At 63.6% G+C, this 23,397-nt stretch carries 30 protein-coding genes; 16 read left to right on the top strand and 14 right to left on the bottom strand.

Going from position 1 to position 23,397, the window contains the following annotated elements; translation table 11 throughout:
- Window positions 1-52 precede the first annotated feature (52 nt).
- Window positions 53-1,039 carry an NAD-dependent epimerase/dehydratase family protein gene (locus tag C443_RS11765; protein ID WP_005536583.1) on the bottom strand — a complete coding sequence of 329 codons (987 nt, stop codon included), beginning with the start codon at window positions 1,037-1,039 and terminating at the stop codon, window positions 53-55.
- Between the two features lie 110 nt (window positions 1,040-1,149).
- Between C443_RS11765 and C443_RS11760 the strand changes: the two genes are divergently transcribed.
- The gene (locus tag C443_RS11760; protein ID WP_005536582.1) at window positions 1,150-1,365 is read left to right on the top strand and encodes a DUF7561 family protein; all 216 of its coding nucleotides are present in this window, start codon (window positions 1,150-1,152) and stop codon (window positions 1,363-1,365) included.
- A 5-nt stretch (window positions 1,366-1,370) separates the two neighbouring features.
- Here C443_RS11760 and C443_RS11755 read toward each other — a convergent pair whose 3' ends face one another.
- Window positions 1,371-2,354, bottom strand: coding sequence for a CPBP family intramembrane glutamic endopeptidase (locus tag C443_RS11755; protein WP_049944031.1), 984 nt, complete (start codon window positions 2,352-2,354; stop codon window positions 1,371-1,373).
- A gap of 99 nt (window positions 2,355-2,453) precedes the next feature.
- Here C443_RS11755 and C443_RS11750 point away from each other — a divergent pair, with 99 nt between their 5' ends.
- The 3 genes from C443_RS11750 to C443_RS11740 are packed head-to-tail and all read left to right on the top strand — an operon-like array spanning window position 2,454 to window position 3,419.
- Entirely contained in the window at window positions 2,454-2,798 is a 345-nt protein-coding gene (locus C443_RS11750) for an ArsR/SmtB family transcription factor (protein WP_005536579.1), read from the top strand.
- 1 nt (window position 2,799) lies between these two features.
- Window positions 2,800-3,129, top strand: coding sequence for a hypothetical protein (locus C443_RS11745; RefSeq protein WP_005536577.1), 330 nt, complete (start codon window positions 2,800-2,802; stop codon window positions 3,127-3,129).
- A complete protein-coding gene (locus C443_RS11740) occupies window positions 3,126-3,419 on the top strand; it encodes a DUF7521 family protein (RefSeq protein ID WP_005536575.1) in 294 nt (97 codons plus the stop codon). Before C443_RS11745 ends, C443_RS11740 begins: the two co-directional genes overlap by 4 nt.
- A gap of 57 nt (window positions 3,420-3,476) precedes the next feature.
- Here C443_RS11740 and C443_RS11735 read toward each other — a convergent pair whose 3' ends face one another.
- Entirely contained in the window at window positions 3,477-3,671 is a 195-nt protein-coding gene (locus C443_RS11735; protein WP_004516469.1) for a cold-shock protein, read from the bottom strand.
- 160 nt (window positions 3,672-3,831) lie between these two features.
- Here C443_RS11735 and C443_RS11730 point away from each other — a divergent pair, with 160 nt between their 5' ends.
- Window positions 3,832-5,559, top strand: a complete 1,728-nt coding sequence (locus C443_RS11730) for an ATP-dependent DNA helicase (RefSeq protein ID WP_005536570.1) — start codon at window positions 3,832-3,834, stop codon at window positions 5,557-5,559.
- A 182-nt stretch (window positions 5,560-5,741) separates the two neighbouring features.
- Here C443_RS11730 and C443_RS11725 read toward each other — a convergent pair whose 3' ends face one another.
- The 3 genes from C443_RS11725 to C443_RS11715 all read right to left on the bottom strand — a co-directional run bounded on the left by C443_RS11725 (window position 5,742) and on the right by C443_RS11715 (window position 8,899).
- Window positions 5,742-6,782 carry a class I SAM-dependent methyltransferase gene (locus C443_RS11725; protein WP_005536568.1) on the bottom strand — a complete coding sequence of 347 codons (1,041 nt, stop codon included), beginning with the start codon at window positions 6,780-6,782 and terminating at the stop codon, window positions 5,742-5,744.
- Window positions 6,775-7,920, bottom strand: a complete 1,146-nt coding sequence (locus C443_RS11720; protein WP_005536566.1) for a 60S ribosomal export protein NMD3 — start codon at window positions 7,918-7,920, stop codon at window positions 6,775-6,777. The genes C443_RS11725 and C443_RS11720 overlap by 8 nt, the downstream gene beginning before the upstream one ends.
- An 85-nt stretch (window positions 7,921-8,005) precedes the next feature.
- Window positions 8,006-8,899, bottom strand: coding sequence for an NAD-dependent epimerase/dehydratase family protein (locus C443_RS11715; protein WP_005536565.1), 894 nt, complete (start codon window positions 8,897-8,899; stop codon window positions 8,006-8,008).
- A gap of 128 nt (window positions 8,900-9,027) precedes the next feature.
- Here C443_RS11715 and htpX point away from each other — a divergent pair, with 128 nt between their 5' ends.
- The 4 genes from htpX to radA all read left to right on the top strand — a co-directional run bounded on the left by htpX (window position 9,028) and on the right by radA (window position 12,548).
- The gene (gene htpX / locus C443_RS11710; protein WP_005536564.1) at window positions 9,028-9,900 is read left to right on the top strand and encodes a zinc metalloprotease HtpX; all 873 of its coding nucleotides are present in this window, start codon (window positions 9,028-9,030) and stop codon (window positions 9,898-9,900) included.
- A gap of 382 nt (window positions 9,901-10,282) precedes the next feature.
- Complete coding sequence (gene pspAB, locus C443_RS11705) at window positions 10,283-10,900, top strand: PspA-associated protein PspAB (RefSeq protein WP_004960279.1); 618 nt, start codon at window positions 10,283-10,285, stop codon at window positions 10,898-10,900.
- A gap of 169 nt (window positions 10,901-11,069) precedes the next feature.
- A complete protein-coding gene (locus C443_RS22145; protein WP_005536563.1) occupies window positions 11,070-11,357 on the top strand; it encodes a hypothetical protein in 288 nt (95 codons plus the stop codon).
- A 141-nt stretch (window positions 11,358-11,498) separates the two neighbouring features.
- Window positions 11,499-12,548 carry a DNA repair and recombination protein RadA gene (gene radA, locus C443_RS11695; RefSeq protein WP_049944036.1) on the top strand — a complete coding sequence of 350 codons (1,050 nt, stop codon included), beginning with the start codon at window positions 11,499-11,501 and terminating at the stop codon, window positions 12,546-12,548.
- Between the two features lie 422 nt (window positions 12,549-12,970).
- On the opposite strand, the gene C443_RS11690 is transcribed toward radA, so the two are convergent.
- Together C443_RS11690 and C443_RS11685 are read right to left on the bottom strand one after the other, a co-directional pair.
- Window positions 12,971-14,023 (bottom strand): aldo/keto reductase, encoded by a 1,053-nt coding sequence (locus tag C443_RS11690; RefSeq protein ID WP_005536561.1) that lies wholly within the window; start codon window positions 14,021-14,023, stop codon window positions 12,971-12,973.
- A gap of 24 nt (window positions 14,024-14,047) precedes the next feature.
- On the bottom strand, window positions 14,048-15,061 hold the full coding sequence (locus tag C443_RS11685) for a CPBP family intramembrane glutamic endopeptidase (protein ID WP_005536560.1): 1,014 nt from the start codon (window positions 15,059-15,061) through the stop codon (window positions 14,048-14,050).
- A 138-nt stretch (window positions 15,062-15,199) separates the two neighbouring features.
- Here C443_RS11685 and C443_RS11680 point away from each other — a divergent pair, with 138 nt between their 5' ends.
- The 4 genes from C443_RS11680 to C443_RS11665 all read left to right on the top strand — a co-directional run bounded on the left by C443_RS11680 (window position 15,200) and on the right by C443_RS11665 (window position 18,030).
- A complete protein-coding gene (locus C443_RS11680; protein ID WP_005536559.1) occupies window positions 15,200-16,105 on the top strand; it encodes an acyltransferase in 906 nt (301 codons plus the stop codon).
- 50 nt (window positions 16,106-16,155) lie between these two features.
- A complete protein-coding gene (locus tag C443_RS11675) occupies window positions 16,156-16,863 on the top strand; it encodes an Nmad3 family putative nucleotide modification protein (RefSeq protein ID WP_005536558.1) in 708 nt (235 codons plus the stop codon).
- Window positions 16,864-16,936: 73 nt separating this feature from the next.
- Window positions 16,937-17,623 (top strand): RAD55 family ATPase, encoded by a 687-nt coding sequence (locus tag C443_RS11670; RefSeq protein ID WP_004960255.1) that lies wholly within the window; start codon window positions 16,937-16,939, stop codon window positions 17,621-17,623.
- Window positions 17,620-18,030: a hypothetical protein gene (locus C443_RS11665; RefSeq protein WP_005536557.1), complete on the top strand. Its 411-nt coding sequence runs from the start codon at window positions 17,620-17,622 to the stop codon at window positions 18,028-18,030. Before C443_RS11670 ends, C443_RS11665 begins: the two co-directional genes overlap by 4 nt.
- 117 nt (window positions 18,031-18,147) lie before the next feature.
- On the opposite strand, the gene C443_RS11660 is transcribed toward C443_RS11665, so the two are convergent.
- Window positions 18,148-18,435, bottom strand: a complete 288-nt coding sequence (locus C443_RS11660; protein ID WP_004516454.1) for a DUF5789 family protein — start codon at window positions 18,433-18,435, stop codon at window positions 18,148-18,150.
- Window positions 18,436-18,581: 146 nt separating this feature from the next.
- Between C443_RS11660 and C443_RS11655 the strand changes: the two genes are divergently transcribed.
- The 3 genes from C443_RS11655 (at window position 18,582) to C443_RS11650 (ending at window position 20,147) form a co-directional block, all read left to right on the top strand.
- Window positions 18,582-19,358 (top strand): PHP domain-containing protein, encoded by a 777-nt coding sequence (locus tag C443_RS11655; RefSeq protein WP_005536556.1) that lies wholly within the window; start codon window positions 18,582-18,584, stop codon window positions 19,356-19,358.
- 54 nt (window positions 19,359-19,412) lie between these two features.
- Window positions 19,413-19,577, top strand: a complete 165-nt coding sequence (locus tag C443_RS21715; RefSeq protein WP_004516452.1) for a DUF6757 family protein — start codon at window positions 19,413-19,415, stop codon at window positions 19,575-19,577.
- 102 nt (window positions 19,578-19,679) lie between these two features.
- A complete protein-coding gene (locus C443_RS11650; RefSeq protein WP_005536555.1) occupies window positions 19,680-20,147 on the top strand; it encodes a cupin domain-containing protein in 468 nt (155 codons plus the stop codon).
- Between the two features lie 28 nt (window positions 20,148-20,175).
- Here C443_RS11650 and C443_RS11645 read toward each other — a convergent pair whose 3' ends face one another.
- The 5 genes from C443_RS11645 to C443_RS11630 form a co-directional block, all read right to left on the bottom strand.
- Complete coding sequence (locus tag C443_RS11645) at window positions 20,176-20,913, bottom strand: type 1 glutamine amidotransferase (protein ID WP_005536554.1); 738 nt, start codon at window positions 20,911-20,913, stop codon at window positions 20,176-20,178.
- Between the two features lie 170 nt (window positions 20,914-21,083).
- Window positions 21,084-21,221 (bottom strand): hypothetical protein, encoded by a 138-nt coding sequence (locus C443_RS21710; protein ID WP_004516449.1) that lies wholly within the window; start codon window positions 21,219-21,221, stop codon window positions 21,084-21,086.
- Between the two features lie 74 nt (window positions 21,222-21,295).
- Window positions 21,296-21,481, bottom strand: coding sequence for a hypothetical protein (locus C443_RS11640; RefSeq protein ID WP_005536551.1), 186 nt, complete (start codon window positions 21,479-21,481; stop codon window positions 21,296-21,298).
- 6 nt (window positions 21,482-21,487) lie between these two features.
- Complete coding sequence (locus C443_RS11635; RefSeq protein WP_049944035.1) at window positions 21,488-22,282, bottom strand: aldo/keto reductase; 795 nt, start codon at window positions 22,280-22,282, stop codon at window positions 21,488-21,490.
- Window positions 22,283-22,399: 117 nt separating this feature from the next.
- A complete protein-coding gene (locus tag C443_RS11630; RefSeq protein ID WP_005536548.1) occupies window positions 22,400-23,383 on the bottom strand; it encodes a Gfo/Idh/MocA family protein in 984 nt (327 codons plus the stop codon).
- Window positions 23,384-23,397: the final 14 nt, after the last annotated feature.

Here is a 23,397-nt window from a genome sequence, read left to right as displayed (position 1 = left end):
CCTTCCTGCAGGACGGGACGAGGTTAAAACCGTGGTCTGTTCGTGTCGCCTCTCAGGACTGTCGAACGAGCGGCTCGTACCAGTCGCGGTTGTCGCGGTACCAGTCGATGAACTTCGAGACACCCTCCCGGATAGTGTGGTCCGGGTCGTAGCCGAGCAGTTCCTCGGCCCGGTCGGTCGCGGCGTGGGTGTGTTCGGCGTCGGCGTCGTGGCGTTCCTCGTAGACTAGATCGAGGTCCGGGTCGATCTGGTCGCGGATCTCCGTCGCGAGCGTCTTGATCTCGATGTTGTCCGTCGACCCGATGTTGATCGCCTGCCCGTCGGCAGCGTCCTCGTGCAGCAGCGTCATGTTCGCGTCGATGACGTCCTCGATGTAGGTGAAATCACGCGTCTGCGTCCCGTCGCCGTAGATGACCGGCGGCTCGCCGTTGTGACACCGTGAGACGAAGTTCGAGATGGCCATGTTCGGGCGCATCCGGGGGCCGTACACGGTGAAATAGCGAAGAGCTACGGTAGGGAGGTCGTACACCTCGCTGTAAGCGCAGGCGTACCGCTCGGCGGCGAGTTTCGACGCACCGTAGGGCGAAACGGGCGTCGTGGGATGTTGCTCGTCGTAGGGCAGGTACTGTGGCTTCCCGTAGACAGAGGAAGAGGAAGCCATCACGAACCGTTCGATGCCCTCGTCACGGCAGGCGTCGAGGAGGTTCAGCGTGCCGTCGACGTTGACCTCGTCGTACTTGCGGGGGTTCTTGACGCTCGGGCGGACGCCGGCTTGGGCAGCCTGATGGTAGACGTAGTCGGCGTCGGCGACGAGGTCCGTCACCAGCTCTGCGTCACGCACGTCGCCCTCGACGAACTCGTAGCTTCCGTCGCTGTTCCGGGCGGCCTCCCGTCCCGCTTCGACGTTATGATGCTTGATATCCAGATCGTAGAACGGGTCGCGGTTGTCGAGCACGACGACATCGTGGCTGTCGGCGGCGAACCGCTGTGCCAGGTGACCGCCGATGAACCCGGCACCCCCTGTGACCAGTATTTGCATTATCTGGATGGTGCCCACCGGACGACAAAAGTATGTCGAGAGTTAATCACGCTGACCTGTTCGAAGGGGCCAGCTACCTTGAAGTGTATACAGCGTATAAATATCGGGTAATGGCCTCCAGAGCCTGCGACGGGTGCGATACGAACGTTTCGATAGCCGGCGGCATCGCTAACATCTGGTCGCAGGAGTCCAGACCGACCGAGGGCATCGTCCTCGAACTCGGCGACGACACGGAGCATTTCCTCTGCTATGACTGCATCGACCAGTTGCCCGACGATCAGGAAGTGACGGCAGCCGACGTGGCCGCGCTCGGCGATCCGTCCTGATATTCTCAGGTATCCCGTTCGGATACCGGCGTCCACCGGCTCACACGTTTGTCAAGCCCCAACCGCCCGTCGCGCCAGCGAACGTATGCCAATATCAGAAGCCCCCCGATGACAGCAAAGACAGTGAAGACGACCCCTTCCTCGCCGACCCATCGAGGTGGGCCGACGATTTCGACGGCGAGCAGTTCGGGGGTCTGCTGTGAGTGACCGAGACCGAACACCGCGCTTTGGGTAAAGTTGTACCAGACGTGAAAGCCGATCGGGAGCGCGAGGTCACCGGTGAGTACGTACGCACCGCTCAAGACGAGTCCGGCGAGTAGGTAGTAGCCGTACTGGCTCGGGTGATCAATCTTCCCGCCGTGCAGGAAGGCGAAGACGAGCGCACTTAGGAGCACCGCGAGCCCAACCGCCGCCCACTGCGGAATCAGTCCATCCGCCCCCTCGGCGAGGTTCTTCAGCATCGCGCCGCGGAAGACGACCTCTTCCCAAGCCGCTGCGAGGGCGATGTAGGCGAAGACGACGACCATCGCCGGGAGGAACGGGAGGTCGCCGGCCCCCTCCGCGACCCCGACAACCGTGGCCCAGCCCGCACCGACAGCGACGGCGAGCGCGCCGGCGTTGATGACGGTCGCTATCGCGCCGCCGACGGCGAACGATCGCCACCAGCGGCGGTCGAGCGACAGCCCGTACTCGCCGACGGAGCGGCGGTCGAGGAGACGAGCACTGACGAACACAGTGGCGACGAGAATCGCCCCGATACCGGCCGCTTCGATCGGTTCTCGGACCGGATGTGTGAACCGTGATCGAACGACAGGCTGTAGCGCCGCAAGGGTCAGAAACGACAACACCGCCGGAAGCACTGCGCGCAGCGGCGCTCTGACCCTCCTGTCTGCACTGTTCCAGACCGGCCAGCGGAGTCCCGAGGCAGCCCGCGCGACCACGCTCGTGGTCGCCTGGCTGTCCCTTTGCTCCGGTGGGTTCGGTGACACACATGGACGGCCGGCCGGAGCCGACGTATCACCGCGGGCACCGCTTCCGGGGTGGAAGCCGGTGAGACTTTTTATTATACTCCGCTCGCTGGAGCGACTATGGACGCGGTCGGCGACGACGAACTGCTCGCGCTACTCGAAGACGAGTATGCGCGGGCCATCATCGCTGAACTCACCACTGGACCGATGTCTGTCTCTGAACTCTGTACGGCCTGCGAGATGTCTGATCCGACGGCATACCGCCGCCTTGACCGACTGGAAGCCGCTGACCTTGTCGCCGAGCGGCAGGCTGTCGACCCCGACGGCCACCACTACAAGCGCTACGTCGCGACCGTCGAGGACGTGACAGTCACGTTCGTCGACGGGACATACGACATCGCCGTCACGCGATCCTCGCAGGACCCGGCGGACCGATTCACCGATCTGTTTGAGGGGCTGTCCTGAGATGCTCGCGACACTACTGCAGATACGCACGGGCTGGACCGACCCGGGGATCGCCTTGGCCGTTATCGTGCTCTCGCTCGTCACAGTTGCACTCTCGACCGCCATCGCCATCGTCTTGATTCGTGGCTACCGTCGCGGCCCCGGCCGGACCGGCATGCTGACCCTCGCTGTCGGGCTTCTCCTACTCACGACTGTCCCGGAAACCCTCCGTATCGTGCTCCCCACGGCCACTGCTGTCGGTGCCGTCGGGCGCTCAGTTCTCGTGAGCGCCTGCGAACTGTTCGGACTCGGAACGATTCTCTGGACGGTCTACGGCGGTGAGTCGTCGTGACGGTGGTCCTCGACTTGCTCGCGCCGGATCTCGTCGCGGAACTCTCGCGAGCCCTAACGGCCGCCGTCGGACTGTTCGTCGCGTCACTGGCCTACCGCGGCTACCGGCGCAACGACGCGCCGAAAATGCGGTGGCTCGCCGTCGGTATCGCGTCGCTGACTGCCGGCGTCTACGCCGCCGTCACTGTCGCTGACTGGGCGGGTGCCGGAGATGGGGGCGTATTACTCGTCAGGGGTCTCGTGACCGTCGTAGGGCTCTGTGCCGTGCTATACGCGTTGCTCGTCGAGTGAGCGTCGGATAAGAACAAGTGTCAGATGTGGTCGCCCGGAGGCGACCGGAAATCTGCCTTAGTTGCGGACGACGTTCGTCGCGCGGGGGCCCTTGTCGGCCTGTTCGATGTCGAATTCGATCTCCTCGCCTTCTTCGAGGTCAGGGCCGCCAACGTCTTCCATGTGGAAGAAAACGTCATCGTCCGCGTCCTCAGTCGAGATGAAACCGTAACCGCCTGTGTCGTTGAAGAAATCAACCTTACCGTTTGCCATTGCAAATATACGTACAGGGGGTATATGTATAAGCATTCCGAGAGTAGAAGTACCACGACCGTGTGCCTGTGAACACGACCCACTCCATCGTCACGGATAGCTGTTGACGCACATCCGACGACAGGAAAGGTTTAGGCCGCCTCGTCCGTTGCTTTCTCGCGTGTACCCCGCACGGATTACCGACGAGTTTCCGGCCCCATCCTACCGGGGCAACCAGAAGCAGGCTCTGGCTGACATCCGTGCGGCCTTCGAGCGTGGTAAGGACGTGGTCCTCGTTCGTGCGCCGACCGGCAGCGGCAAGTCGCTACTCGCCCGGGCAATCGCCGGGTGTGCCCGAACCGCCGGCGAGGCCGCCGCCGAGCAGGTCATCGACGCCTACTACACCACGCCACAGGTCTCGCAACTGGACGACGTGGCTGAGGACGCTCTACTTGAGGATCTCTGTGTCATCCGCGGCAAGAACAACTACGACTGCATCCTCCCTGGTGAGACTGACACACCGGTGAATCAGGCCCCGTGCGTGCGCGAACGGAAATTCGACTGTCAGGTCAAACACCGCTGTCCGTACTTCTCGGACCGTGCCATCGCCTCGAACCGGCGCATCGCTGCGATGACGCTGGCGTATTTCATGCAGACCGCCGGCAGCGATGTGTTCGGCAAGCGCGACGTGGTCGTCATCGACGAGGCCCACGGCCTGGGCGAGTGGGCGGAGATGTACGCCACTATCGACCTCTCGCCGCAGTCGATACCGATGTGGAACGATATCGACGTCCCGGACATCGACGGACTGGACGAGGCCGTCGCCTTCACCGAGCGCGTCGAACACCTCGCCGAGCGCCGGGTGAAGGAACTACGACAGAAGGCGGAACTCACCGGCGAGGAGGTGGCCGAGCGGGACTCCCTGAACACGCTCCGGCAGGACCTCGGGTGGTTCCGCGAGGACTACACCGACACCGAGAGCGCGACCACCTGGGTCGTCGACCAGGCCGACGGCGAGCACGCACCGGTGACGATCAAGCCGATGAATCCCGAGCGCTACCTCAAACACACCGTCTGGGACCGCGGTAACCGCTTCGCCCTGTTGTCGGCGACCATTCTCAACAAGGAAGCGTTCTGTGCTAACGTCGGCCTCGACCCCAGCAACGTCGCACTCGTGGAAGTCGGCCACACGTTCCCCGTCGAGAACCGGCCGCTGTACGACGTCGCTCAGGGGAAAATGACCTACGAGCACCGCGACGACACGCTACCGGACATCGCTCGCACTATCGTGCGTATCATGGCCCGGCACACGGACGAGAAGGGACTGATTCACTGCCACTCGTATGCCATTCAGGAGCAACTGAAGGAGTTGCTTGACGACTTCGGCGTCGGCGCTCGCGTCCGTACCCACGACAAAGAAGGTCGAGACGGTGCGCTGTCCGCCTGGAAGCGCAGCGACAACCCCGACGTGTTCCTTTCGGTGAAGATGGAGGAGGCTCTCGACCTCGAAGGCGACCTCTGTCGCTGGCAGGTGCTGTGCAAGGCTCCCTACCCCAACACTCGCGACTCCCGCGTCGCCCGACGGCTCGAAGACGACCAGTGGGGATGGTACTACCGGACTGCACTGCGGACGGTCATCCAGGCCTGTGGCCGCGTCGTCCGCGCGCCCGATGACTACGGCGCGACCTACCTTGCGGACTCGTCGCTGCTTGATCTGTTTGACCGCGCCGAACACGATATGCCCGACTGGTTCCGTGCCCAGGTCGACCGCCTCTCCCAGCCCGACTTGCCCCGGTTCGCGCCGGATCAGGCGCTTTCGGCGCTCAGTTCGGGTACGAAACGCCGGCACGACCGCTCGCGGTCGCGGTCCGGGAACGGAAATCACCCGCTTTCGGACGTGTGGGACTAGAAGAAGGCGAAGGCTAACCCGTAGACCACTGAGGACCCGACCATCAGGCCGACGAGAATGACGGCGACTATCTGCTGTCTATCCATGGCGTCCTCTTGGCCACTCGGCTAATTAGGCGTTACGACCGTTTGTTCGTCGTGTGTTACTTCCTCTCTATCCTGGACTGCTTGGCTAAAGACGCCCTACTGCACCCAAGCGTCCACGACGACGTGGGCGACACCCTCGCTGTACTCCTTGACGCGCCGAGTGTCTAGCACTTCTACACCCCGGTCGGCTTCGGCAGCGGCCGCCTCCAGTCGCTCGATTGGGCGGTCAAACACGAGCGCGTCCGGTGTCGCTTCGTGCATGTGGAGGACGCCGCCGGGCGCGAGTGCGTCAAGCGCGCTGTCGAGGTACTCGTGTGCCTCGTAGTAGCCCATCACTACTCGGTCGGCGCGACCCTCGCTGGCAAAGCCCGGTACGACTTCCCGACAATCGGCCCGGTACGGGTGTACGCGCTCGTCCACGTCGTTCAGCATGACGTTCTCGACCAGGAAGCGAAACGACGCTGGGTTGCGTTCAACGGCGGTGACGTGCGCGCCGGCGCGGGCCATCGGGAGGGTAAAGTAGCCGATGCCGGCGAACATGTCCAGGACGCGCTCATCAGGGTCAACAGTGTCACCCATCTGCGCCCGCTCGGCTTTGTTGCCGGGGGAGAACATCACCTCCGCGAGGTCCATCGCGTAGCGCGTGCCGTGTTCCGTGTGGACCGTCTCTGTGTCGCCGTCGCCGGCGATGACTTCGACGCTGGGTTCGCGGTGCTCGCCGGAGATGCCGTGGCGGGCCAGCACCGTTCCGGCCTCGCCGTGGAGCGCCAGCAGCGCCTCGCCGACTTCCGCGGGTCGGGGGCTGTCGCCGATGTCGACCAGCACGACGGAGCCGAGGACGGCCCAGGAACTCGGGGCGGCATCGATTTCCGCGTCGGTCCAGCCGCGCTCCCGGAGGTGATCATCGAGCGTTCGGAGGCGGCGTTCGCCGACCTGCCGGACGACTTCCCGGAACTGTGTATCTTGTGGCGGGGCGGTAACCGGGATGGCGACGCTGTCTGCGGTCCACTCGGTGACGCTTCTGGTATCGTCGTAGACACCCTCGGCTCGCAGGGATTCGATTGCGACCTGCGAACGGGGTTTGGCGACGACGACGGCTAACTGCTGGTCGTCCGCCGCCTCCGGTTCATCACTCATCGGTCTCTGTGTCGTCTCCCTCGGCTGGGAGAACGTGCAACCCGGCGTGGCTCTTCAGTACCGGCACCTCGTCGGTGTCGGTGTCGAGGTAGTCCGGTCGCGGGACGGTCTTGCTTTCGAAGGTCTCGGGATCAAGCACCTGAACGGCATTGGCGTCCTCGACGGCGACGAGAGTCGTCGTCTGGGCGTCCTCGCGGAACCCCAGCCGCCGGGCGTCGGGGGTCTCGCCGTCCTCGAAACTGGCTTCGTAGTCCTCGCCGGTCGCCAGACGGACGCCCTTGAGGTTCCCCTGGACCGAACGGACCAGCACCGGCCCGTCGCCGTCCTCCGGATCGATCACCTCGCCCTGGCGGTAACGGGGCAGGCGGACGGCGTAGGTCATCCGGTACAGCTCCTGCCCGTCCTCGTCCTCGGAGATGAGGCGTCGTGAGTCGGAGTAGGAGCCGCCGAGCTGGGCGGTGATGCGCTTGGCGATGCCCAGCCCCATCTGGTTCGTCGAGATTTTCATGTCCAGCCCGTCGTCGACGGACTTGGTCTCGGTAATGAATGCGTTGCGGTCGCCCGTTTCCTCACGAGCGGCGATGTACTCCTCCGCGATCTCCTCGGCGCGCTCGCGCTCGTCGTCGGTCGGATCGCGGCCGTCGGCTCGCACCTGTACGATGCTGGCGAAGGACCCGCCGGCGATCTTCCCGCAGCGCTTGCACGTCTGCCGCGAAATCCGGACGGGGACGGTGACCTCCTCGGTGACCGGCGTCCCGCGGATGACGCCGGAGAACTCCGCATGCATCCGGATGTTGTTCTTGTCGAGCTGTTCGGGGGCGACCTGCCAGGCGACCGACTGGGCGTCGACGTGGATACCCAACGCCTCGCTGACCTGCTCGACGGCGATGTCCGTGTAGTCCTCCGCGCCGATGTCGACCCAGCGGTTCCCCTTGTGGACCGCGCCACACCGCGAACAGACCCGTACCTGGATGGTGTCGGGTGCGTCCACCAGGTCGAACTCCTCGAAGTAGCAGGCGTCACAGAGGACATGCTCGGAGTTGCGCTGGCCGCCAGCACCCGCAAGCTCCGGGCGCTCGTCAGTGCCCTCCGGTATTTCGTCACCGCAGCGTGGACAGAACTCTCCCGACCGGCTCATTACCGGTCCTACTGTACTGAACCGTTTAAGCCGTGTGTTCCGCCACCGCGGCGGGACTCCGCCACAGGCTCGGTACTGCCCTCGATTACTCACCCGTGAGTGTCGGTGCTGTAACGTCAGCGTCGACGGCCTCACGCCAATCGTGTTCGGGCTCCCAGTCCAACAGCCCCTGTGCTTTCGCGGTCGAGAGCGCCGACTGGTCGCCGTCCAGCTTACACTCTGCAGGACGCTCGCCCCACTGCTCTTCTACGAGGTCGGCTGTTGGCTGGCCGACGTAGTTCTCGGCGGCGGCGACGTTGAATGCTTCGTGCCCGCCGATGTCGGCATCGAGCGCCGCTGCAACCGCTGTCGCCACGTCGCGCACGTCGACGTAGGACCAGCAGTTACCGGTGCCGTCGGCGAGGTCGCCCGTGGCCACGTCCCGGCAGTTGTACTCGCCGGGGTACTGAATCCACGACGGGCGTATCGACGCTACATCGACGCCGTCACGCCTGACGACCATCTTCGCCACTTCTTCGCCGGCGACCTTCGACGTGCCGTACGGGTCCTCCGGCGCGGTCGGATGAGACTCGTCCATGGGGAGATACGCTGGAAGCGGCGTCTCATCGGCGAAGGCCAGCCCGTAGGCACTCTCGGAGGACGCCCAGACGACGTCGGCACCGGCACGACCCGCGGCGTCGATGACGTTGTACGTCGCCGAAATGTTGGTGTCGAACACTCGCGTGCCCGCGTGTCGCTCTGGCGCTGGCAACGCGGCCCAGTGGACGACGGCGTCCGGGTCGACCTCGCTGAACAGATCCCGGATCTCGACCCCATCGGTCACGTCGACAGCCTTGAAATCAATGTGCTCCCGCGTTGGAATTTCCCAGCCGGGATGGTCCAGGTCCACGCAGACGACGTTGTACTCGCCGGCGAGGTGGTCACAGATCCAGCGGCCGGAGCGTCCGCGCCCGCCAGTGACGACGATTGTGTCGGTCATGTACCCGATTGTTGTCCGGAGAGTAAATGCGTGTGGACAGCTGTCCTGTTGACGGCTCCTCTGGCTCTGCCGTGTGGCGCTTTCCCACGATAGCGAGGTTTTAGAGTGTCGACCGTCTACCAATAAGTATGGAGTGGCAAACAGACTGGGGGCTCCGCGGCCGGATGGCCCTGACGATGTTCCTGCTGTTCGCGCTATATATCGTCTTTATCGGAGTGCTTGTGGAGATTAACGCCGTCGGTTACATCGCCGTCATGGCGCTGTTCCTCGGTGCGCAGTTCTTCTTCAGCGACAAGCTCGCCCTGTACTCGATGGGGGCCCGGACAGTCGAACCGGAGGAGTATCCGGAACTCCACCGGACCGTCGACCGCCTGGCCCAGCAGGCCGACCTCCCGAAGCCGAAGGTCGCTGTCGCTGACTCTCGGGTGCCCAACGCCTTCGCCACCGGCCGGTCGAAAGACAGTTCGGCCGTCTGCGTGACGACCGGCATCATGGACACGCTGGAGCAGGACGAACTGGAAGGCGTCATCGCCCACGAACTGGCCCACATCAAGAACCGCGACGTGATGGTGATGACTATCGCATCGTTCCTCTCGACGATCGCCTTCCTCATCGTCCGGTGGGGCTGGCTGTTCAGCGGCGGCCGCGAACGCGGCGGCCAGCAGGTGCCCGTCATCGTCGCCATCCTCATCTCGCTGGTCGTCTGGGTCATCTCGTTCCTCCTGATCCGGACGCTCAGCCGCTACCGCGAGTACGCCGCCGACCGCGGCGGCGCGATGATTACCGGCAAGCCCGCCGCCCTCGCGAACGCACTGATGAAAATCGACGGTCGGATGGACAAGGTCCCCAAGGAGGATATGCGCGACCAGGCTGAGATGAACGCGTTCTTCATCATCCCGATTAACGTCGGGTGGATCGGCCGTCTGGCCAGTACTCACCCCTCGACCGAGAAGCGCATCGACCGCCTCCAGGACCTCGAACGCGAACTCGAAGGCCGCTAGCATCGGCTGATTCTCCAACTGTCGTCTATAGAGTAGTACGGAGTCCCGCAGTGACAGCTATACAGAGCCAGAAAGCCCCGAAACGCTGGGCTCCTGCGACTCGCTGCGCGTGGTTCGAGAGACCGGAGGCCTCTCGTCATCACGAAAGACGCGCAGCGTCTTTCGAACGACTTCGCTCATTTCATTCGCTCCAGTGCTTGCTTCCTCTCGATCGCCCAGCGTTTCGCCCCTTTCAGTCCCACCCGATTCGGCTGCTCAATCAGCTACAGGCGGGACTGAAAGGGGCGGCTGTCTGGCTGTTGAATATCCCACATACACCATTCGATTCACCCACTGGCCGAGACGCAAACCACCTTGGTCTCCGGCCCGTAGGGGTTCACATATGGGATTGCTCGACGGACTCAAGAGCGTTCTCGGGGTGAAAGCCGAGGCCGACGCGACGCGGGACGCCGACCCCGACGATCTGTTCGGGATGAGTACCGCCTACATCACGATGGAGGCCGATCTGGGGTACGAACCGACCGGCGAGGCGGCGCTGTGTTTCGCCGATGTCGACAGTACGGACTTTCAGGACGCTATCGACGAGGTCGAATCTATCCTCGACGCGGGGATGGTCGAGACGGGGACACGGGCGACCTTCGAGACCGACGACCACGGCTACCAGTGGGTCGTACTCCACGATAACGACTTCGAGGACCTGCTCACGTCGATCCACTTTGCGGCGGACACGCTCGTCGAACGGCGCTACGGCTCGCGCCTGCTCGCGGCGCTGTTCTCGTTCGAGGACGCGCGCAGCGACCAGACCGTCTACTGGGTGTACTCCTTCCGCCGGGGCGCGTACTACCCGTTCGCGCCGGACCCACACGACAGCCACGAGCGCAACACCTCCGCAGAGTTCAAACTGGACAGTAACCTCAGCGACGAAATCACCGTCGAGGACGACAAGGAGTACTGGTATCCGCTGTGGCCGGATCGTCCCGGCTACCACCCCTGGGAGTGACACGACTGACGGCGGCGTCGGTCCCGGCGTTCACGGCCGGCCGACCCAGGCCGGCCGTGACAGCCGCGCTCCCGCCGGTGTCTACCGCGTCGTCGGTACGGACGATGATTCTGCGACGCTACTGTTAGTCGGCGATGCGGCTGGCCGTCGGGTCCACACCGGCGAGGTAGTGACTGCTCGCGAGGACCTCGGCACGTTCGAGCTTGCTGAGAACCCGGACGCACGTCGCTCATTTCCCACACGCATTCTCTCACAACTTGACGGCCTTCGGTGGTCGCTGTGGCTGCTCTGGCGCTCGATCCGTACCAGACCGATTTCCGGCACAGCTGCCATTACTCTCCTCCTCGTCGGCGCGTTCGGCGAGGGGATACTACCGGTGTCCGAGACGGTGCTGACTGGGCTCTTTCTGCTGTGGACGCTGTTGCTCCTCGCTTTCGGTCGAGCGGGTCCGGCCTGAATCCGTTTCCACCGCCCATCGACCCTCCTTCCCACCTAAAACTCCCGATTCCATATCGAAGCATCCCGCTCCCGTCACACACTTTCACTTTCACTCTGGTGTTAACGAGGCTTTATACCCCCGGACGCACAAGGCATGTTCATGTCCGCAAGTGAGGACCTCGAAGAGCTGCCGGGTGTCGGTCCGGCGACAGCAGAAAAACTCGAAGACAACGGCTACGACTCCTACCAGGGAATTGCGGTCGCCTCTCCCGGTGAACTGTCGAACACGGCCGACATCGGCGAGTCGTCGGCGGCAGACATCATCCAGGCCGCCCGCGAAGCGGCTGACATCGGTGGTTTCGAAACCGGGTCGACGGTGCTCGAACGTCGTGAGCAGATCGGGAAGCTCTCCTGGGGCGTCGACGAGGTCGACGACCTACTCGGCGGCGGCGTCGAAACCCAGTCCATCACCGAGGTGTACGGTGAGTTCGGGGCCGGGAAGTCTCAGGTAACGCACCAGCTCTCGGTCAACGTCCAGTTGCCGGCCGAACACGGCGGGCTGGAAGGCAGCGCTATCTTCGTCGACTCAGAGGATACGTTCCGACCCGAGCGTATCGAACAGATGGTCAAGGGTCTCGACGACGAGGTACTGGCGGACACGATGGTCCTCCACGGCATCGTCGAGGAGGAGGCCGATGCAGATCCAACTGACGAGGATCTGCTTGATGACCTCGTCGCCTCCGTGCTGGAGAAGATCCACGTCGCGAAGGCGTTCAACTCCAACCACCAGATCCTGCTGGCCGAGAAGGCACAGGAGATCGCCAGCGAGAGCCAGGAAGAGGAGTTCCCCGTTCGCCTGCTCGCCGTCGACTCGTTGACCGCCCACTTCCGAGCTGAGTACGTCGGCCGTGGCGAACTCGCCGACCGCCAGCAGAAGCTCAACAAGCACCTCCACGACCTGATGCGGGTCGGCGACCTCAACAACACCGCCGTCGTCGTCACGAACCAGGTCGCCTCCAACCCTGACTCCTTCTTCGGCGACCCGACCCAGCCCATCGGTGGCAACATCCTCGGCCACACCTCCACGTTCCGGATGTACCTCCGGAAGTCCAAGGGGAACAAGCGTATCGTCAAGCTCGTCGACGCGCCGAACCTCCCGGACGGCGAGGGTGTCATGCGTGTCGAAGAAGACGGCCTGCTGAACGAGTAGTCGGGCTCTAGCAGTAGCGGCTAGCCGTCCCGCTCGATTACAGACCGCTTTCTCCGACAGTTTTGACACCTGCTACAGCTTCTGTTGGGACTGGTATGTGGACTGCTCCCGCACCTCGAACCCCTTCGTTTCATCTCGAACCGGCTCCCGTCTGGCGTCTTGCGCTCGTCAGACGCACCGTGGTGAATGTGAAACTCCGCCACCCCAATCGCAAGACGGCGGGACATCTCCTGTTGAAACAAGGGGGTGGCAGCCGAGAACCGACAGACGGCTGTCTGGTTGTCGGTGTCCTTCGGGGGTAAACTGTCGACTGGAGATTTCAGTGCCAAACCGTCGTTGTTCGGACGGTACGAAAAGCAGGTGAGTAGCGGTAGAATCAGTCGCCTGCTTGGTCTGTGCGTCGGCGCTCCAACGCCTCGCTGTCAGTCCCCAGCAGATTTCATCCCGGTGTCTTCGAGGTCCGCACCGCCGACCGACGAGCGCAGGGCGTCCATTCCGTCGTCGCGGTCGATACCGAAGTTGTCCCGGTACAGTTCCTGCACGCGGCCGTACTCCTCGTCGCTGAGCGGCGGCGTGTCGGGTGCGCCGCCCCACTCGTCGATATCGGCGTTCGTCCGGAACGTCGGAGTGACCGACGCCACCTCGTCGTTGTAGAGGAGCCACTGGATGGCGGCCTGGCCCATCGTTCGTGCTCCGTCACGCTCTAAGAACCGGATTTCTTCGACCTTCTCCCAGCCGGTCTCGTACCACTCGGTCGGTCGGTGCGAGCGGTGGTCGCCTTTACCGAGTTCCGTTTCCGGCGTCACCTGCTCGTTCAGCAGGCCCGAAGAATGTGGGACGCGAGCGAGCACCGACGTATCGGCGTTTTGCTCGCGGATGGTGTCGATGAAGTGCTGGCCGGGAGTCTGTTCGAAGAGGTTGAAGACGGTCTGGAGTGCGTCGAACTCGTTTGCGACCGCGGCGTCGCCCTCAGCGAGCCAGCCGATCGACGGGCCGAGCGCCCAGCCGATGGCGTCGACTTTCCCCTCTTCGCGGAGTTCATCGAGCGCTTCCAACACGTCCTCATCGACCTCGTCGACGTTGGCGTTGTGGAGCATCAGGAGTTCGACGTGGTCCATGCCGAGACGGTCGAGTGAGCGGTCGAAGGCGGTGTGGACCCACTCGGGCGTGATTTTCTTCGGGAGTTCGCCGTGGCCGGCCTGTGGGTTGTTGTAGAAGTCGTAGCCGATTTTCGTCGAGACGGTAACTTCGTCGCGGTGTTCCGCTAGCGCCTCGCCGATGATCTCCTCGCTGTCGCCGTGGCCGTACACGTCGCCGGTGTCGAAGAACGTCACGTCCTGGTCGAGCGCGTGCTGGACCATGTCGATAGCATCGTCGTGAGTACGGTCGCCCCACCAGTCCGTGCCGACGACCCAGGCACCGAATCCGACTTCCGAGACCTCGACGCCGGAGTTTCCGAGTGTCGCGTATTCCATACCCGATTTAGCGGCGCTGTCCACTTAGCCGTCTTGGTTTGTGGTGTCGGACCGCGTCCGGACGCGGAGGTCGGGGATGGCGATGTCCTCCAGCAGTGCCACTGCGCCGTACTCGCGGCGGACCCACCAGTACAGCGCGGCTCCGCCGACGGCGAGCAGCGGAAGGGCGACGAGTCCTCCTTCGGGGCCGAACTCGCCGCCGGTCACTACTGTGGGACCAGTCGCATCAGTAGAGAGCAAGGCGACACCCATCCGGAGGCCGCTGACGGGGAAGCCAAGCAGTGCCAGCGTGTAGTTCCAGGCGACGTGGAAACCGCTGGCGACCCCGAGTCGCCCGGTCAGGACGTAACACGCACCGAGCAGGAGCCCATAAAGGGTGATGTTGGTCACGCTGAGCAGCGACGCGCTGGGGTTCGTCCAGTGGAGGACGCCGAACAGTGCGCCCGTCAGCCCCGTTGCGGCGATGATTGCGCCCCGCTTGCCGACCCACCCGGCGAGCCCCTCAGCCGTGTTTGTCAGGAGGTATCCACGGACGAGTACCTCCTCGGTAGTTGCCTGGACGAGGAAGAACGCTCCCAGAAGGAGGACGGCGACCGGCGGTCCGAACGCGGTCAGCGGGAGCGGCCCGCTATCGATAGTTGCGAGGGCGACGCTGACCTCGATGAAGCCGACGGCCATCTCGACGAGCAGGACGAGCGTGGGAAGCCCCACCCCGAGCACGAGGCCGAAAGCCGCGTCGCGCCACCACTGGCGGTCGAATCCCAGTCCGTAATCCGGGAGCGTCCGCCGATCGAGCAGATAGCCGATCCCGACGGCGACGACGGTTCCGGCAGCAAAAATCGCGATCTGGCGCACGACAGCGACCGTCGGCGTCATGCGCACTACCGACGATGTCACTGCGATCACCCCCGAGAGGAGGACGAGGCCGAACCCGGCAAGAAATACCCAGAGCGTGACTCGCCACGGCGCCCGCAGCCGGCGCTCCCCGGGATTGACAATGTAGCGCCGTATCTCCATGATGAAGTCCGACCTGACCATGTCGTGGTCTGGAACGGCGGCGTCTTAACTGTGGCTTGCTCGCCATGCGCTATGATAGACAGTGTCGTGACACGAGTGTTACTGGGTAGGTTTCACGTAACGGAAACCCCTATCTGCCCGCGAAGCCACGTACTCGACATGACGAAGCGTCACGTGTCGCTGCCACCGCTCGCCGAGGAGGGGCTCAGGGCGTTCATCGACGAGGTCGACGAACGCCTCTCCGGCGACGAGGACACCTGCGATGTTGTCACTGACGTGCTGGTCGATCTCCACGGCGACCGGGACGCCTACGAGCGCTGGCAGGACGGCGCGGATATTTCCCCGGCCGAGCGGGTCCGGCTCCAGGGGTATGACCCCTGTAACACGACCCTCGAAAGCGAGTACTACGCCGAGAAAGACGAGGAGCGGTTCAAACGCTCGAAGCATCTCCAGTGGCTCTGGCGGCAGTTCGACGCGACGCCGATGGCGGACAACGTCGAATTCGCGCTCCGGTTCCGACGGATGCTCGCCGACCACCTCTTCGAGTCCTGTGGCGAGGGCTGTCGCTTCTTCAAGGGCATCTCGTTTACGTACGGCCACAACATCGAGATCGGCGACAACGTCGTCGTTCACGACGATGTCCACCTCGACGACCGCGGGAAGCTGACGATCGGCGACCGCGTCTCCATCTCCGACGACACTCACGTCTACAGTCACGACCACGACGCCGTCGACCAGACTCACGTAGATCTCTACCACACTATCATCGAAGACGACGTTCGCCTGACCTACGATTCGATGGTTCGAGCGGGCGTGAAGGTGGGGGAAAACGCCATCCTCGCCGCGAAGTCTATCGCCGGCAAGGACATCCCCTCCCACCACATCGCCGCCGGTACGCCGGCGAAATCCCTGACCGTCAAGGACGGCTGGGAGTCCGTTGCAGAACCGACCGAGGGGGCGAACGTCGACCGCCGCGCCGAGCGGCAACTGTCGTATGACCTCCCCGACGACCTCGACCAGTTCGACGAGTTCCAGCGCGACCTCTCGCTGCCCGACCGCCAGTAGTTGGCGGGACGCGTCGTCACTCCTTTGCTTGCACCCGCCGACGGTCACATATGCGAAGCGTCGCCATCAACGTCGGAGCCAACACGAACGAGCCCGGCTTTCGCGGCCCGCTGTTTCCCGACGGCTCGTTCGAGTACATCCCGATCCCCGAGTCGAAGCCAACCAGCGCGCCCGTACCGACCTACGGTGACCTCGACCTGCGGACCGACGTGTCCGCGGTGGCCGACCAGCCGGTCCACTTCGACCCGGAGTTTCCGGAGGCCGGCGGGGACCGCTACACGTACGGGGACGAACACGGCGTGAAGGCCGGCCCGCTGTCGGATCTGTCGGCCGGCGACTACCTCTTTTTCTACGCGACGCTATCGGTGGCTGGCGAGTGCCCGGGCTGGGCGTCACCGAAGTGGGGTGCCCACGTCATCGGTCACTTCCAGCTCGCCCGCGACGCGGTCTCTGGTGAGGAGTATCGCACTCTCTCGAGTGAAGAACAGGCCCAGTTCGCCTCGAATGCCCACGTGAAACGCGACCCATTCGACGCTCGCGTTCTCATTCGCGGCAACGCTGACGAGTCACAGCTGTACGATACAGTGGTCCCGCTGTCGGCACCGAGCGGGGGCACCGACGCGAACGAACTGGTCACCGAACTGTCGTCCGACTCGGGGAAGGGCCCGTGGTGGCGACGACCGATGCGGTTCGACGAGGCCGGTACGGAGCGACTGCTCGAACTGGCCGATAGCCACCCCAGCGCTATCGAACGCTGACGCAGCCGAATGAGTTATCACCGGTGAAAATAGAATGTGAAAGCATATGTCCAGACGGACTCAGATAGCTGATATGCGTCTCTCTAGTGGGGTCCCCGGCTTCGACGAACTCATTGAGGGGGGGTTACTCCCGAATCGTCTTTACGTGGTCAGCGGCCCGCCGGGCAGCGGGAAGACAACCTTCTGTTCACAGTTCATTACACAGGGCGTCAAGGAGGGCGAGACGTGCCTGTACGTGACGATGCACGAGACCAAGACGGAGCTGATGCAGGACATGGCCGGCTACGACTTCGGCTTCGACCGGGCCATGCAGTCTGATGCCATCCAGTTCCTCAACCTCGTCACCGAGAGCGGGAAGCGAACTATCACGCAGTTCGGCAACGAGGGCGGCCTGACGAATCGACTCGTCGCTTACATTAGACAGAACGACATCCAGCGGGTCGTCATCGACTCGACGATGCTGTTACAGCATTTCATGGCCGACGTTGAAGACGAGATTACGGGCTTTCTTTCTGCGCTGAAACAGACCGACGCGACGACACTGCTCATTTCCGAGATGACTGACCCGTCCTCCTACAGCGACGAGCACTACCTCGCCCACGGCGTCGTCTTCTTCCACAACTTCCTCGAAAACGGGAGCATGACCCGTGGCGTTCAGGTTATCAAGATGCGGGGCACCGCTATCGACTGTGACATCCGCGAAATCTCCTTTTCTGACGCCGGACTGCAGGTTCACACTGACCGGAAAGTGGAGACATGAGTCGCTACGAGCGTGAGTTTGGCACCGGCTGGGACACTCTCGACAAAGACGAGGCTACCGACCGGGCCTACGCCATCGGTGTCGCCGAGCGCCTCGGGGAGTACAACCGTGAGGAACTCGAAGCCATCTACGCCGAGATGAACTCGGCGTATCACAAGAGCATGGTCGAACTCGCGTACGACGAAGGGCGTAATGAAGCAAAGGAAGCGGCGGAGACGACCAACGCCGACCGGGACGCCCTCTGGGCTGACCTGATCAACGGCGAGAAGACGTACATCGACGAAGGAGAGGTGCCGACCGGCGGCCGTGACGGCCTGCCGTCGGCGCTTGATTCCTCGGAGCTGCTGGACAGGCAGTCAGTCGACAGCACTGACGCCGTCGACAGACCGGACTTTCTCGACCGATAGCTGCTCTATACGTGCGTGCGCTGACCGCCACAAACAGCGCTGTTGCTCGTCTGTGTAAAAACGATGGAGACGGGGAACCCGTCCAGAGCTGGGGTGACTGCAGGCCGTTCTGGGCCGTTAGAAGGAAACTTGGTCCGGCCCGTCTTCGCCCATGCAGATCGGGTCGCGGTCGGAGTAGCCTTTCCGGCCGATGGCCTTGCTCGACACGCCCGAGAACGCCGCGAACTCGGCGTCTTCCGCGCTTTCGAAGGTTTCCGGGGCCGACCGACTGAGTGCATCGCCCAGCCGCTCGGTGCCGTTTGGCAGTTCGAGTTCCATGTCGCCGTCACCCTCGATGATTTCTTCGGCGGAAACCGGGTAGTCGTATGATTGGAAAGCGTCCGTTGCGTTGCTTAGCATTCGCATGTCTATCGAAAGTTCATGGTTCCTAATAAATCTTCACTATAGATAATCATAATGTCCCTTAATGCGTATAAGGAACCCACGTTCCGTGTGTCCACGACTCATGACCTGACCAGAAGCGGCTTCCTGCTGGGAGATGTGGAAGTGGTATGGTCGTCGCTGACTTGCACGTACACACGACCCGCTCCGACGGGACACTCACGCTCGATGCGGTCCCGGCCGCCGCGAGACAAGCGGGCGTCGAGGTCGTCGCCGTCACGGACCACGACCGTCTCCAGCCTGAAATCGACGGCTCTGTCACCGAGCGCGACGGTGTGACGCTTCTCCACGGCATCGAACTCCGCGTCGAGACCGGGACCCAGCGACTGGATCTGCTGGGCTACGGCGTCGACCCGACCGAGGAACTCCGGGCCGAGTGTGCGCGCATCCAGCGGAACCGCCGTGAGCGCGGCGCGCGCATCATCGAGTGTGTCGAGGACCGCTTGGGCGCCTCGCTGCCCGTCGAGTCGCGCGACGGCCTTGGTCGCCCCCACATCGCCCGCGGGATCGCCGAGGTGTCGGACTACACCTTTCAGGGGGCGTTCGATGAACTCATCGGCGATGACTGCCCCTGTTACGTCCCGCGGGAGGTCCCGTCCTTCGAGCGTGGCTGTGCTGTCCTCTCAGACGCGTGCGGGCTGGTCGGCCTCGCGCACCCGTTCAGATACCCTGATACGGCGGCCGCGCTGTCCAAGTGTGCGTCGCTCGATGCCGTCGAACGGTGGTACCCGTACGGCCGCGCTGTCGACGACAGCCTCGTCGACGATGCTATCGAGCGGTACGACCTCGCCTCGACGGGCGGCAGCGATGCTCACGGCGAGACGCTGGGTGACACCGGCCTGGACGCCGCCGCCTGGGACCGAGTCGAAACGGCGCTCAACGTCTGACAACCGGCAGACGGAACCCGAGGGTTCAATGTCATCCGGGTCTACTATTCAGGTATGCAGTGTCACTACTGCGACCGTGAAGCCGACATCGCCGTCGAGAACGACGGCGTCAAGGTCGGTGTCTGCAAAACACACTTCCGTGAACAGATGGCGGAACTGGAGGATGCCGACTGGCTTGAAGACCTCGACGAGGAACTCGATATCGACCGACGCGAGTGAGCGCCGCTCCGTTTCTCTGCTTTTGTTGTGGCGTGTCCGTCGCGTCACCGCTGTGACCCGCTCTGACTAACCGTTAAGGACTGCCCGCCGTACATGGCAAGTATGGAGAAAGTCAACATCGACGCCGTCGAATCGCGGATGGGGCCGGCGTCGGTCAAGCGGGCGCTCGCTGGACCGCTCGGCACCGACGACATCGCGCTGAACTACTACGAACTGGCACCGGGCGAGTCCTTCGGCTTCGGCTACCACCGCCACCCGAATCAGGAGGAGGTGTTTCTCGTCCAGTCGGGCACAGCGACGTTCGAGACGGAGGACGGCGACGTGCGCGTCGGAGCCGGCCAGGCCATCCGCTTTGCTCCTGGCGAGTGGCAACGCGGTCGCAACGAGGGCGACGAGCGGGTCGTCGCGCTTGCGCTCGGCGCACCACAGGAAATGGGCGACACGGATATGCTTCGACACTGCGAGGACTGTGGCGGTCGCACGCACAACTATGTCGAGATGACGGACGACCGCGACGCGCTCGTGACACGCTGTGCGGAATGTGACGCCGAGACCGGCCGGTTCACCTGACGTCCGTAGACGCACCGCACCGACAGAATCAGTCGTCGGCAGCGGCGGAGGTGCCGGCGTCATCGGCAATGGCGCCGGTCGCGTCACCCGCGTGACGCGTGGCGAACTGCGTGAAGTTGTCGAACAGCCGCTTGGCCTCGCAGGCGGCGCGGTAGTTCTCGTCGGTGACGCCGTCCAGCACCGCTTCGATGCGCTCGTCGGAGAGTTGCTCGTCTTTGCCCTTCGTCACCGTCTCGGCCGTCTCAGGATCGTACTCGGGGTGGAACTGCACCGAGAAGACGTTCTCTTTCCGGAACCCGTGGACGCCGTAGTCGTTCTCGGCGAACTTCGTCGCACCCGGCGGCACCTCGGCGACATGGTCCGAGTGCGTCGTGAAGACGGTGAACGACTCGTCGACGCCGGCGAGCAACTCGTTCTCGCCGTCGTGTTCGACCGTCCGATAGCCGATCTCGTACTCGCCCATCGGCTCGACGGTCCCGTCGAGTGCGTGTGCGAGCAACTGGTGGCCGAAACAGACGCCCAGGAACGTGATGTCGCGGTCGATTGCGTCCCTGACCCAGGATTCGAGGTCCCGGATCCAGGGCTCGTCCCAGTAGACGGACGCGCGACTGCCCGTGACCAGACAGCCGTCGAACGCGAATGTGTCGGGCAGTTCGCGCTCGGTCACGTCGTATTCCACGAGGTCGGCGTCGAGTTCCCGCCGGAAGTTCCGGCGGTTGTCGTCGCCGTCGTGGGCCGCGTTCAGCAGGGCGATTCGTGGCCTCATTACCAATACGCAGCGGCTCAAATGGTAAAAACGTACGTACCGACGGCAGTGATTGCCGCTCGCAGTGACGGGGACGCCGGCGACGATGCGATCGCTGGAACAGCGGCTATCGGAAACGACTGGCCATTCAGAACTGTCTCGCTACGGGTCGTCGACGACTGGGATACGTGTTACGTCTGGTCCGCTTCCGGGTTGTTCGTCCGCCGATAGGAGCCCACCATCTTCCACAGCGTGTCGTTGAAGTCGTCGTTGTTGGCTTCGCTCTCGATCTGCCGGTACAGGTTTTCCGAGACTTCGATACGGGGCATCGAGTGTATATAGAGAGCGGGAGTAAATAAATCTCCGCTGACACGGAATCGAGTAAAAGCTTCAACGCCCCTCTCTAGGGGCCGTATAACCATTTGGCACCGAAAGAGACGAACCAGGCCATCCAGATGCAGAAGACGACCAGCCACGTCCCGTACTGGACTGTCGGGTCCGGAACCAGAACGTACGCCACGACAAGCAAAACCACGATGCTCGCCGTGGCCGTGGCGTCCCAGCGGTCCAGTGCGGGCGGGTCGACCATCTGGGGTTACTGCGAGATGCCGTAGGTGTCGTTGTCCCAGTCGTTGATGCCGGTGTCGTAGACCGCCTGCTCGCGCTCGATGTCGTCGATGCGCTTGCGGTCGGCATCGTCGAGGTCCCAGTCGAACAACGCGAGGTTCTGCCGGACGTGGTCGGGCGAGGACGACTTCGGTAGCACCACCACGTCGTTCTCGACTGCCCACTTCAGGATAATTTGGGCCGGTGACTTGTCGTATTTCGCTGCCAGGTCCTGAATGACGTCGTCGGCGAACACCTCGGTCCGACCCAGCGGCGCGGCCGCCTCGACGACAGTATCGGTGTCGCGGCAGAACTCGACGACCTGGTCCTGTGTGTTCCAAGGGTGGTACTCGATCTGGTTGACCGCGATGGGCACGTCGGCGACGTGCTGGGCGGCCCCGAGCTGGTACGCGCTGAAGTTCGAGACGCCGACGTTGCGGATCTGTCCTTGATCGCGGAGCGTGGCCATCGCGTTCATCGTCTCACGGATGGAGGTCGCAGGGTTGGGCCAGTGGACGAGATACAGGTCGAGATAGTCAGTTCCGAGACGGTCGAGCGACGCCTCACAGGCCTCAATGACCGATTCGTAGTCGAGGTGTTTCGGCAGTACCTTGGAGGTGAGGAAGATGTCTTCGCGGTCGTAGTCAGCGAGGGCCTCGCCGATTTCGGCCTCGTTCGTGTAGCCCTCTGCGGTGTCGACGTGGGCGTAGCCTACATCGAGTCCGGCCCGAACGGACTCCTGAACGGTGTCGCCGTCGATGTCCCACGTCCCGACGCCGACCATCGGCAGTTCGTCGCCACTCGGGAGTGTCACTGTTGGGGGTGTCACAGTACGTGTCTCACTCGCGGCAGTCAAAACCGTTTCGCGCTCGTCGCGGGACGGTACACATCCGGTCGTCTCTCACTCGGGACTGGCGACCTCAACTGGTTCGCCGGTGTCCGCGCTCCGGGCCAGCGCGTCCATGGCGCGCATGTTCCCAAACGTTTCAGCCTGGTCGACGAGTGGCGTCTCCCCGCTCTCGATGGCGTCCGCGAACGCCTCGACCTGCAACTGGTAGTGGTCGACCGGTTCGAACGTCTCGGTGACCTCGCGGCCGTCGACGCTGTACGTCAGCGAGACGGACTGGTCGTGGTCCGGGCCGAAGCAGTCCTTCGCTTCGAGCCAGCCGTCGTCTGCCTCGACCCGGTAGGACTCCCGTCTCGGACCGTCGAACCCACAGGAAATCGAGGCGACCTGCCCGTCGTCGTACGAGAGGATGCCGCTAAGGTTTGTGTCAACGCCGCTGTCTCGGGAGTCCCGGGCATGCGCAAACGCCCGGTCCGGCTCGCCGAGGAAGCCCCGGGCCGCGCTGACGGCGTAACAGCCCACGTCCATCAGGCTCCCACCAGCCAGCTCCGGGTCCAGTCGGATGTCCTCGTGGTCCGAGAGAGCGAACTTGAACGACGCGTCGACGGTGTGTACCTCGCCCAGTTCGTTTTCGACGATCTCCCTGGCCCGGCGGGTCCGTGGGTGGAACTGGTACATGAACGCCTCCATCAGCGTGACGCCCTGTTCGGCACAGTAGTCGAAGAGGTCCACTGCCTCGGCGGTGTCGACGGCCAGTGGCTTCTCACAGAGCACGTCGAGCCCGTGGTCGGCGGCCCGCTGACTCCATTCGGCGTGGAGCGCGTTCGGAAGCGGGTTGTACACCACGTCGATGTCTGCCTCGGCGAACATCGTCTCGTAGTCGCCGAAGGCACCATCGATACCCAGCGTTTCAGCCACCTCGCTGGCACGATCTCGGCTTCTGGAGCTGATTGCCGCGACCGTGTGGTCCGACCTCTGGATACCCGGAATCACGTCCTCGCGTGCTATTTTTGCCGTTGAAATAATCCCAAAGCGCATACCGATACCCGACG

The sequence above is a fragment of the Haloarcula argentinensis DSM 12282 genome (assembly GCA_000336895.1).
Taxonomy (GTDB): domain Archaea; phylum Halobacteriota; class Halobacteria; order Halobacteriales; family Haloarculaceae; genus Haloarcula; species Haloarcula argentinensis.
This window is presented reverse-complemented; position numbering and strand designations above follow the sequence as displayed.